At 70.1% G+C, this 3,955-nt stretch carries 3 protein-coding genes; all 3 read left to right on the top strand.

Annotated features, from left to right (window positions below; all coding sequences use genetic code 11):
- Positions 1 to 479: DNA-binding protein WhiA (whiA, locus tag GTW08_RS30655; protein WP_161152890.1), on the top strand; the 479-nt coding region annotated here is incomplete at its 5' end.
- A gap of 99 nt (positions 480 to 578) precedes the next feature.
- Positions 579 to 1,820, top strand: coding sequence for an ATP-grasp domain-containing protein (locus GTW08_RS30650; RefSeq protein ID WP_073575781.1), 1,242 nt, complete (start codon positions 579 to 581; stop codon positions 1,818 to 1,820).
- A gap of 49 nt (positions 1,821 to 1,869) precedes the next feature.
- Positions 1,870 to 3,900, top strand: a complete 2,031-nt coding sequence (locus tag GTW08_RS30645; protein ID WP_073575783.1) for a hypothetical protein — start codon at positions 1,870 to 1,872, stop codon at positions 3,898 to 3,900.
- Positions 3,901 to 3,955: the final 55 nt, after the last annotated feature.

The raw sequence follows: 3,955 nt of genomic DNA, 5'->3' as shown, positions 1-3,955 counted from the left end.
TCACCTGCCCGGGTCCGGCCGTCGTGCTCGCACTGGTCGGAGCGGCCCGCGGGCTCGGGGTGCTCGCCGCGCCGCAGGAGACGGTGAGCGAGCACCGCGTCGTCGTGCGGGACCCGGAGAGCGCCGAAGCGCTGCTGCGCAGTGTCGGCGCGCCGGGCGTGGCCGAGGTGCTGAGCCGGGTCCCGGTCGCCCCGCGGGGCGCGACCACCGCGGACGGGTCGCTGCAGACGGTGAACGCCCGCCGGGCGGCGACGGCCGCCGCCGCGACGACCGAGCGGGTCCGGGCGGCGCTGCGCGCGCTCGGCGACGACGTCGCCCCTCACCTGCGGGAGACCGCGCTGCTGCGTCTGGAGCACCCGTCGCTGTCGCTGGCGGAGCTCGGCCGTCTCGCCGACCCGCCGCTGACGAAGGACACGGTCGCCGGGCGGCTGCGCAGGCTGGTCCGGCTCTCCGGTGTCGCCGGACCCGACGACGACTGAGTCCCGCCGCCACGATCCGCCGCTGCGGCGTACTCAGGGTACGGTGTGGACTCAAGCATTTGCCGCCTTAATTCGTCGACATCGGGAGGTTGCTTTTCCATGTCTCGGTCCGACTCAGCCGCCAAGAATCCAGAAAAGGGATACGTCGCACTTCTCGGGTGGAGTCTCAATGCGGTGGAGGCGATCGACCGCTTCGACCGCCGGTACGTCGTCGTGGCCCCGGACTGGGCCGAGGAGTACTGCAAGGAACACGAGATCCCGTACGTCCCGTGGAACTTTGAGCGGCTGAACGACCGATCGATGGAGATTGCGGAGACCTTGCAGGAGATGGGCGTCGACGTCGCCATCCCACTGTTCGAGGAAACCGTGGAATGGGCCGGCGCGATCAATTCCGTGCTGCTCGACAACCCGCGGCTGTTCGGGCAGGCGATGCTGCTCCGGGACAAGGCGCTGATGAAGCGTCGCGCACAGCTCGGCGGGATCCGGGTGGGCATCTTCGAGGAGGCCCACGACCGCGACGACATCGTCCGTTTCCTCAAGCGCGTCAACCAGACCCTGCTGAAGCTCGACGGTGACCCGAACGACCCGATCCACATCAAGGCGTTCGACAAGGCGGGCTGCCTCGGGCACCGCGTGGTGCGCACCTACGAGGACATCGACAACATCCCGGACGAGGAGTTCCCGCTCCTGATGGAGTCCCATCTCGACGGGTGGGAGTTCGCCGTCGAGGCGTGGGTGCACAACGGGAAGATCAAGTTCCTCAACATCTCCGAGTACGTCACCCTCGGCTACTCGGTGTTCGTGCCGGCGACTCCGGAGCTGGAGAAGTACCGGCCCGCGATCACCGCGCAGATCGAGAAGCTGATCAAGACCTTCGACATCGAGTTCGGCTTCGTACACCCGGAGTACTTCGTCACCTCCGACGGCGAGATGTACTTCGGCGAGGTGGCCTACCGCCCGCCGGGCTTCAAGGTCTTCGAGCTGCTCGAGCGTTCCTACGGCTTCAACGCCTACCAGGGCATGGTGCTGGCCTTCGACCCGAAGACCACCGAGGAGGAGATCGACGCCTTCTTCCCGAAGGAGGTCGAGGGTGCCTCCGGCGTGGCCGGCTGCTTCGGCGTCTACCCGCGCCGCCGCGTCGTCAGCAGCCTGCAGATCCCCGAGGAGACCGAGGACGACGACTACTACGAGTCGCACGACCTCACGTCGCCGGTCGAGGAGACCGTGACGAAGAGGACCGCGTTCGGCACGCACTGGGGTCTGCTCTACTTCTTCGGGGACGACCCCTACCGGATGCGCGATCTGTTGAAGAAGCAGGAAGAACTCGATTTCTACGTCTGAGGGCGGGTACCCCCGCCCCTGGCCGTGGAGCCCGAACGAGGGAAGCCGTGTGAAACCGACCGTCGACGTCGCGAGTGGGACCTCGGTGCTGGACAGGCGCCTGGTCTCGCTCGACGACGCCACCCGGGACCTGGCCCGGACCCCGGACTTCGGCAAGACGACGAAGATCCGCAGGGTTCTGGAGCAGCTCCGCCGCGTCCTGCTGCAGGACGGAGGGCCCGCCGCCGTGCAGGCCCGCGCCCGTGAGCTGGAGGACGCCGGCGTGTTCGCGGGCACCGACTGGGCGCAGCCGGACATCCTGGTTCCGACCTTCGTCGGGGCCGGGCTGCACAGCGGCGTCGCCGACACGGTGGTGATGGAGGCGACCAGCGAGCTGCGGATGCTCGCGGTCGCCCTGGGGGAGTACGACCACCCCGCGATCTCTGCCGACGAGGCCCGTCAGTTCCTGTCCCAGGTGCTGGCGATGAACCTCGAGCTGCTGTTCACCCCGCCGACCGAGGCGGAGCGGGTCCACGAGGGCCGGACGGCCCAGATGATCCGCGACCTGTTCCGCCACATCGCCGAGGGCATCGGCTACGACAGCGTCCTGGACAAGCTGGTGGACGAGATCTGGCGGATCCTGCGCCAGCGCCCGATCCAGGTCGACCAGGTGTCGTCGCTGATCACCCGGCTGTCGGTGTGGCGCGGCGACCCGAGCGTCGACCTGTCCTCCGGGCAGGGACTCGACCGGCTGATCACCGCGCTGTTCGGGACCACCGAGGCGAGCCGCGAGGACCCGGGCATCGACGTCTTCCGCTCCCGACTGGAGGCGATGGACACCGGAGGCCTGCAGTACGAGGCCGCCGGGTTCGCCCGGGCCATGCACGACACCGGGCTCGTGTCGCCGTACCACGCGGAGCTGCTGCAGTTCCTGCGCCACGAGAGCGACTACCTGCTCGCCGAGGCGCTCGGCCTGTCCGACACCGGCAAGAACTGCCTGCTGCGCTTCCGGGACCTGGTGCACCGGCTGATCGAGGAGGCCGTCACCCCGCACACCGCGCAGTGCATCTACGGCCTGGCACTGCTGCTCGACCGCGGCATCCTCTACGAACCGCCGGTCGTGCCCGGGCTCTGGCGCCAGATCGCGCTGGAGATCGGCCCGGCCGCGCGGGAGCGCCTGGTCGCCGCGTTCGGCGAGGAGCCCGCACCCGAGGTGCGGCTGCTGGCCGGTGTGCTGTCGATGCTGGGCCAGCCGCTCGGCGTCGGGCAGGGCGACAACCCGACCTGCCAGTCCGCGCGCGCCCTGTCCATGTGGGCCTACAACGACCCGGACTACCTGCTGCAGATGGTCGTCTGGGCGGCCCGCGACGACGAGATCGTCATGCACTTCGAGGGGCAGCGGATCTCGTCGCAGGAGAGCGGAGCCGGGGTCGCGGAGAAGCTGCCGATCGACCTCGACCCGGTGTCGCTGGTCGTCGTCCCGCACCTGGACCGGATCTACGCCGAGATGGGCCGCCGCTGCTCCGACCGGCCCGGGGACCCGCACCGCTGGGTCAACCCCGAGTTCCACGGCTGGTGGGCGGCCCGCGGGTTCCACATCAACGTCGACGTCGGGACCGGCAACCTGACCGACCTCGACGCGTTCCTGCGTCAGTTCCACGCCGGGTACCACCCCGGGTACAACGGCGGCCAGCCGCTGATCCACCCGCAGCCCGCCGGGATCGCGGTCACCGACAGCGCCGCCCGCTACGTCGGCTGGCACGCCATCGCCATCCTGCGGGTCGCGCCGGACCCGAACGACGTGATGCGGGTGTACTTCTACAACCCGAACAACGACAGCGGGCAGGACTGGGGCGACGGCGTCGTCGTCTCGACGGCGGGCAACGGGGAACGCTTCGGCGAGGCGTCGCTGCCGTTCGATCAGTTCGCGTCGCGGCTCTACATCTTCCACGGCGACCCGCTGGAGCACGGGGAGCCCGAGCGCGTGCCCGCGGAGGACATCGCCACGATCGTCGGCTACATCGAACGCAGCTGGGGCGCCGACCGGCTCCCCGCCGGCGCACTCCAGGCCTCCGACGGCCCGGCGGCCCCGACCGCCTGACCCCGGCCGTGGGGGAGCGACGCCGCCCGGTCGCGGCACCGACCGCGCTCGGCGC

The organism is Pseudonocardia sp. SID8383 (assembly GCF_009864975.1).
GTDB lineage: Bacteria > Actinomycetota > Actinomycetes > Mycobacteriales > Pseudonocardiaceae > Pseudonocardia > Pseudonocardia alni.
Note: the sequence above shows the minus strand (reverse complement) of the source record. Positions and strands in the feature narration are given on the sequence as shown.